This window comes from Pseudomonas sp. KCJK8993 (genome assembly GCF_046230915.1).
Classification (GTDB): domain Bacteria; phylum Pseudomonadota; class Gammaproteobacteria; order Pseudomonadales; family Pseudomonadaceae; genus Aquipseudomonas; species Aquipseudomonas piscis.
Genome location: NZ_JBJJLO010000009.1, coordinates 88,190 through 95,000 on the forward strand (window position 1 = coordinate 88,190; position 6,811 = coordinate 95,000).

Here is a 6,811-nt window from a genome sequence, read left to right on the forward strand (position 1 = left end):
CACGCTTACTCTCCTCATGGGTACGGACAGGGACGACGGCAATTTACTGAAATTGGGCCGGCTTCAGGCAGTAATGTTCAATCAATTCCCGTAATAGATGCACGGTAGGCTGCAAGCGTGACATTTCCAGGTATTCCCCCGGCTGGTGGGCGCACGCGATATCCCCCGGGCCGAGCACCAGGGTCTGGCAACCAAGGCGCTGAAGATAAGGCGCTTCGGTGCCGAACGCCACTGCTTCGGCACGATGCCCGGTCAAGCGCTCCGCCACTCGCACCAGTTCGGCGTCCTCGGGCTGCTCGAACGGCGGAACGGCAGGAAACAGCGGCGCATAGTCGATCCGCACTTCGTGCCGTTCGGCCACCGGCCTGAGCCGCTGGCGGATCGCCTCGCGCAGGGCTTGCGGGTCCATGCCCGGCAGGGGCCGCAGGTCGAACTCCAGCGAACACTGGCCACAGATTCGGTTGGGGTTGTCGCCACCGTGGATACAACCGAAGTTCAGGGTCGGCTGTGGCACGCCAAATTGCGGATTGCGAAACTCTCGCTGCCATTGCAGGCGCAGGCCGCGCAGTTCGCCGATGGCATCGTGCATGGCCTCCAGAGCGCTGCGGCCCAGGCTCGGATCCGATGAATGGCCGCTGCGCCCGAGGATGTCGATGCGCTCCATCATCACCCCCTTGTGCAGGCGGATCGGTTTGAGCCCGGTGGGCTCGCCGATCACCGCCGCGCGTCCCAGGGGCCGTCCGGCATCCGCCAGGGCCCGGGCTCCGGCCATGGAGCTTTCCTCGTCGCAGGTGGCCAGGATCAGCAGCGGCTGCTTGAACGGTTGTTCGAGCAACGGCCGCACCGCCTCAATGGCCAGGGCGAAGAAGCCCTTCATGTCGCAGCTGCCAAGGCCGACCCAGCGCCCGTCGACCTCGGTCAGCTTCAGTGGGTCGGTCTGCCACAGCGCGGCGTCGAACGGCACGGTGTCGCTGTGCCCGGACAGCACCAGGCCGCCAGGGCCACTGCCGAAGCTGGCCAGCAAGTTGAACTTGCCGGGGCTGACCTGCTGGATGTCGCAGGCAAAACCCAGGTCGCCGAGCCAACCGGCGAGCAGGTCGATGACCGGCCGGTTGGACTGGTCCAGAGCAGGCTGGGTGCAACTCACCGAAGGGGCGGCGATCAACGCGGCGAATTGATCCTTCATCGACGGCAATGGCATGGGCGGGCTCCGGAATGTCCAAGACGAGGCCCATCATAGGGGCTGTTGCCCCACCGAAGGAACCGCGGCGGCACCTGTCGGCGCCTTGTCCTGTACACTGCACGACCTTGGCAGCCAACTCTTCCCCGGCTGCGCTCCCGATCCTGGATTGTCCGGCCATGCAGAAAGAAACCGAAATCAAACTCCGCGCCAGCCGCGAGACCCTCGCCGCCCTGCGCGAGCACCCGCTGCTGAAGAAACGCAACAAAAGTGGCTGGGAACGCCGTGAATTGATGAACCAGTACTTCGACAGCCCGGACCGCGACCTGGCCCAGGCCAAGGTGGCCCTGCGCCTGCGCCGCGATGGCGACGTGGTGATCCAGACCCTCAAGACCCGTGGCCAGAGCATCGCCGGCCTGTCCGAGCGCAACGAATACGACTGGCAGTTGCCCAAGGCCAAGCTCGACCTGAAGAAACTCGACGGCCAATGCTGGCCCGAAGCCCTGGCCGAGCTGGACAAAAAGACCCTCAAGCCGATGTTCACCACCGATTTCGTCCGCGAGCGCGCGGAAATCGCCTGGGGTCGCGGAAAGGCCAAGGTGGTGATCGAAGCGGCCCTGGACCAGGGCCAAGTGGTCGCCGGCAAGCACAAGGAAGAAATCTGCGAGCTGGAGCTGGAACTGCGGGAAGGCGAACCGGCCGCCTTGCTGGAACTGGCCTCGGAACTGGCCATGACCCTGCCACTGATGCCCTGCGACATCAGCAAGGCCGAACGCGGCTACCGCCTGTTCGATGCCGGCAGCTATTCCCTGAGCCTGCCGGCCCCGCAACTGACTGCCGAAACGCCGCTGGACGAAGCCTTCGCCGCCCTCGCCTGGCACCTGCTGGGCAGCAGCCAGCGCCTGGCCGAACAGTACCGCTTCAACGGCCATTGGCGACTGCTGCAGGAGTGGGTGGAAAACCTCGCCGAACTACGCGCCCTGGCCAGCAGCCTGGGTCAGGCGGCGCCACGCCAAGCCACCGCCGAACTGCGCAGCGCCCTGGACGCGCTGCTCGAAGACTGGCGCCCGCTGGTACAAGCCGGCCTCGATGACGAAGACGTGCGCAAGGCCGCACCGGAGCAGTTCCTCGAAGAGCTGCAGGACGTACGCTGGGGCCTGTTCTCGCTGACTACCTCACGCTGGTTGCTGGCCCGGGCCTGGACCGCCGAGCGCAACACCCGCGGCAATCGCCAGGGTGCCGCGCGCCTGGACAGCTGGCTGCCACGCCTGCTGGCCGAAGAAGCCAGGTCCCTGCAATTGCCGCGCTACCAGCAGCAACCCGAGGACCTGGCCGAGCAACTGCCGCGCATCGAGCGTATCCAGGCCTGGCTGCACCACGCCCGCGGCGTGCTGGAGATCCCCGAGCTGGACCGCCTCTATGGCGAGCTGAACAAGCTGGCGCAACTGGCCAACGAGCCGCTCGGCGACGAAGCCCTGGCGGCACGCAAGCAGCAAGCCATCGCGGTGTTCCAGAACCGTGCCTGGAAGACCCTGCTGCGCATGTGATCAGCGCAGCAGCGGCAGGCTGGTGGTGGACTTGATCTCCGACAGGGCAACGATCGAGTTCACCTCCTGGATACCCGGCACCATGGACAGCTTCTCGAAGAAGAAGCGCTCGTAGGCCTCGATGTCCGCCGCCACCACCCGCAGCAAGAAGTCCACCGCTCCCATCAGCACGTAGCACTCCAGCACTTCCGGGAAACCACGGATCGCCTCGGTGAACTCGGTGAAGTTGGAACGACCGTGGGCATTGAGCTTGATCTCGGCGAAAATCTGCGTGTTCAGCCCGATCTTCTTGCGATCGAGCAAGGTCACCTGGCCGCGAATCACCCCTTCTTCCTTCAAACGCTGGATCCGCCGCCAGCATGGCGACTGCGACAGTCCCACCTGCTCGGCGATCTGCGCGCTGGATAGCGAGGCGTCTTCCTGCAACAAGGCGAGAATCCGGCGGTCATAGGCGTCCAACTCGCTATGCATGATCAATCTCCAAATCAGCTAGATAACGAATATTTCAATTCGCCAAATCTGAAAAACATCCCATCTTAGATAAGAAATACCCAAAACCGAATGTAAAAATTTCTCCACTGAACTGGAGATCACCATGCCCCCTTTCGACACCGCCTCTGGCCCCTCGCCCCGACCTGATGTCTGGAACCCCAGCCAAGCCCATTGCCGTGTGCACTACCAGTTGGCAGCCGACGCCGAAGCCGATGTGCTGTGCCGGGTCCTCAACCATTTCGCCTTGCAGTTCCTGGTGCCACAGCGGGTCTCGGTGCAACAGCAGGACGATATGTTGCACCTGCAAGTGGAACTCGATGGCTTGAGCTGGCATCGCGCCGGGGTGATAGCCGATAAACTGCGCAACCTGGTGTGCGTCTGCTCGGTCGAGTTGCAACAACTGGACCCCATGCGCCTGCAAGCCGCTGGCTGAGGCCGGCAAAACCCTGCAACCCTTGGTTGCCCGCCCTGGGTCCGCCCAAGGCTACCCTTGGCTGTTCCGGTCGGGATCTCGACCACGAACAGGGAGAACCCCATGGGTACCGACAACCTGTCCCGGGACTGCAAGCTGGAGCTCGGCACGTTGCTGCGCGACTTGCAGGCCCAGGGGCGGATCAGCCAGGAGTCCGCCGAGCAGGTCATGGCGGCAAGGCAACATGAGATCGGTGAGCCCCGGCACCCGCTGGAGAGCATCGCCGAACAGCACTTGCCAGACCTGCGCCACCCGGGCCGCCAGCTGGACCTGGACAGCCTCACCGCCTGGCTCGCCCAGGAGGCCGGCCAACCCTATCTACGCCTGGACCCACTGCAGATCGATGTAGCCGCCATCACTCCACTGATGTCCCGGGCGTTCGCCCAGCGACACAGGATCCTGGCCGTCGCCGTGGATACTCGGAGCGTGACCGTGGCCAGCGCCGAGCCCTATGTCAACGGCTGGGAAACGGACCTGGCCCATGCCCTGAAGCGCTCCGTGCGGCGGGTGCTGGCCAGCCCGGCGCAGATTCGCCACCTGACCCAGGAGTTTTATCGCCTTGCCAGGTCGGTCAACGGCGCCAGCAACGAACATCGAGGCAGCGGTCCCGGCAACTTCGAACAATTACTGAAGCCGCGCAGCGGCGACCAGGCGCCGGATGCCGACGACGCCCACATCGTCAATATCGTCGATTGGCTGTTGCAGTACGCCTTCGCACAGCGAGCCAGCGATATCCACATCGAACCCCGGCGTGAACAGGGCAACCTGCGCTTGCGTATCGACGGCCTGCTGCACACCGTCTATGCCTTTGAACTCCATGTGGCCCTGGCCATTGTCAGCCGCCTCAAGAGCCTGGGCCGGATGAACGTCGCGGAACGTCGCAAACCCCAGGATGGGCGGATCAAGACCCTCACTCCCGAGGGCAATGCCGTCGAGCTGCGGCTCTCGACCCTGCCCACCGCCTTCGGCGAGAAACTGGTGATGCGTATCTTCGATCCCCAGGTCCTGCTCAGGGACTTCGACCAACTGGGTTTCGGCGCCGAGGACCTCGCGTGCTGGCAAGCCATGACCGCCCAGGCCCACGGCATCATCCTGGTCACCGGCCCCACGGGCTCGGGCAAGACCAGCACCCTCTACGCCACCCTGAAGAAGCTGGCCACGCCCCAGATCAACCTGTGCACCATCGAAGACCCGATCGAGATGATCGAGCCATCCTTCAACCAGATGCAGGTACAGCACAACATCGACCTGGGTTTCTCCAGCGGCGTACGCGCGCTGCTGCGCCAGGATCCGGACATCATCATGATCGGCGAGATTCGCGACCTGGAAACCGCCGAGGTGGCCATCCAGGCGGCCCTCACCGGGCATCTCGTCCTGTCCACCCTGCACACCAACGATGCCCCGGGCGCCATCAGCCGCCTGCTGGAGCTGGGCGTGCCGCACTACTTGATCAAGGCCACGCTGCTCGGGGTCATGGCCCAGCGCCTGGTGCGCACCCTGTGCCGCCATTGCAAGCAACCGGTGGATCTGGACGCGGATCAATGGCGCAGCCTGGCCCCGCCCGAGCGACTGCCGGCGCCCCTGCACGCCCACCGCGCCATTGGCTGCGCCGAGTGCCGGGGCACCGGCTACCGCGGGCGGGTCGGAGTCTATGAAATCATGCGCTTGAACGATGCCTTGAGGCCCCTGATCCAGCCGGAGCTCGATCTGGCCGGACTGCGCCGCCAAGCCGCTGCCACCGGTATGCGCAGCCTGCGCCTGGCGGCCGCGCACAAGGTGACGCAAGGGCAGACCAGCCTGGAGGAAGCCTTGCGGGTCACGCCCTGTAACGAGTCCTGAAAGTGCCGCAAGGGCACACCCCAGGAGCTGGACTACGCTTTAGGCACAGCCGAAACGCGCAGGGAGCCGGGCATGAACATCCGCCATAACATGATCACCTCGGGGGCTATCAGCCTGCTGGCCATCGCCCTGGTGGCCGGCATCGGTCTCTGGGGCCAGGCGCGCCTGGCCAGCGCCCTTCACGACAACGAACTCAATGCCAGCGCCCTGCGCAACCACCTGGAGGCCGACATGATGCATGACGCCCTGCGGGCCGATGTACTGCAGGCGCTGAGCAGCCAACCCGGTGACGAAGCGGCGGGCAACGAGGTGCGCGACAGCCTGCGCGAGCACGGCGACTGGTTCCGCAAATCCCTGGCCGAGAATGCCCGGCTGCCCCTGGCACCGGATATCCGCGAGGCCATCGGTGAACTGCAACCGGTGCTGGAGAACTACATCCGGGCCGCCCAGGACATCGCCGGGCTGGCCCTCAAGGATCCCCAGGCAGCACGCCTGCAGATGCCGGAGTTCTCCCAGCGCTTCACTGAAGTGGAAACCCGCAACGAGGCCCTGAGCAGCAAGATCGAAGCCAGTAGCGCGCAGACCCGCGCCCGCAGTGAAACAGCCGTGCGCCAGGCCGCTGGCTGGCTGGTCGGTGGCAGCCTGTGCGCTGCCCTGGCCCTGTGCCTGCTGACCCGACAACTGCTCAACCGCGTGCTCAAGCCCCTGGAGAAGTCCGTGGCCACGGCCCGGGCCATTGCCCAGGGCGACCTGACCCGCAACATCAGCGTCGACAGCCAAGACGAAGCCGGCCAGTTGCAACAGGCCCTGGGCGAAATGCAGGACAACCTGCGGCGGATGATCACCACCATCCGCCATGAAAGCGAGGAGCTGCGTGGCCGCTCCCACAGCCTCAGCGGTACCTCGTCGAACATCGCCGACGGCGCCAGCGAGCAGGCCGATGGCGCCACCGACATGGCGGCGGCCATGGAACAGATGATCAGCAACATCGCCCAGGTCGCCGAACATGCGCGCAACGCCCAGAGCATTTCGGCCCACTCCGAATCCCTGGCCGGCAGCGGCGGCCAAGTGATACTCGGCGTGGTGAACGGCATGAGCCAGATTGCCGAGGCGGTCAACCAGTCCTCTGCAAGCATCACGGCCCTGGGCCAGTCCTCCGAAGAAATCCACTCGATCATCCAGGTGATCAACAGCATCGCCGAACAGACCAACCTGCTGGCGCTCAACGCCGCCATCGAGGCCGCCCGCGCCGGCGAGGCCGGACCCGGCTTCGCCGTGGGC

The 6,811-nt window shown here is 65.2% G+C and carries 6 protein-coding genes; 4 read left to right on the forward strand and 2 right to left on the reverse strand.

What is annotated here, in order from left to right; all coding sequences use genetic code 11:
• Positions 1-43: 43 nt before the first annotated feature.
• Positions 44-1,201, reverse strand: coding sequence for an acetylornithine deacetylase (gene argE, locus ACK6AU_RS05350; RefSeq protein ID WP_185696971.1), 1,158 nt, complete (start codon positions 1,199-1,201; stop codon positions 44-46).
• A 158-nt stretch (positions 1,202-1,359) separates the two neighbouring features.
• Here argE and ACK6AU_RS05355 point away from each other — a divergent pair, with 158 nt between their 5' ends.
• Positions 1,360-2,727, forward strand: a complete 1,368-nt coding sequence (locus tag ACK6AU_RS05355; RefSeq protein ID WP_409298121.1) for an inorganic triphosphatase — start codon at positions 1,360-1,362, stop codon at positions 2,725-2,727.
• Here the strand turns inward: ACK6AU_RS05355 and ACK6AU_RS05360 are convergent, their stop codons facing one another.
• Positions 2,728-3,198 (reverse strand): Lrp/AsnC family transcriptional regulator, encoded by a 471-nt coding sequence (locus ACK6AU_RS05360; RefSeq protein WP_085594347.1) that lies wholly within the window; start codon positions 3,196-3,198, stop codon positions 2,728-2,730.
• Positions 3,199-3,322: 124 nt separating this feature from the next.
• On the opposite strand from ACK6AU_RS05360, the gene ACK6AU_RS05365 reads away from it, so the two are divergent.
• The 3 genes from ACK6AU_RS05365 to ACK6AU_RS05375 form a co-directional block, all read left to right on the forward strand.
• Positions 3,323-3,652, forward strand: a complete 330-nt coding sequence (locus ACK6AU_RS05365) for a hypothetical protein (RefSeq protein WP_185696969.1) — start codon at positions 3,323-3,325, stop codon at positions 3,650-3,652.
• 102 nt (positions 3,653-3,754) lie between these two features.
• Positions 3,755-5,530, forward strand: a complete 1,776-nt coding sequence (locus tag ACK6AU_RS05370; RefSeq protein WP_409298124.1) for a GspE/PulE family protein — start codon at positions 3,755-3,757, stop codon at positions 5,528-5,530.
• Between the two features lie 72 nt (positions 5,531-5,602).
• Positions 5,603-6,811: methyl-accepting chemotaxis protein (locus ACK6AU_RS05375; RefSeq protein ID WP_409298126.1), on the forward strand; the 1,209-nt coding region annotated here is incomplete at its 3' end.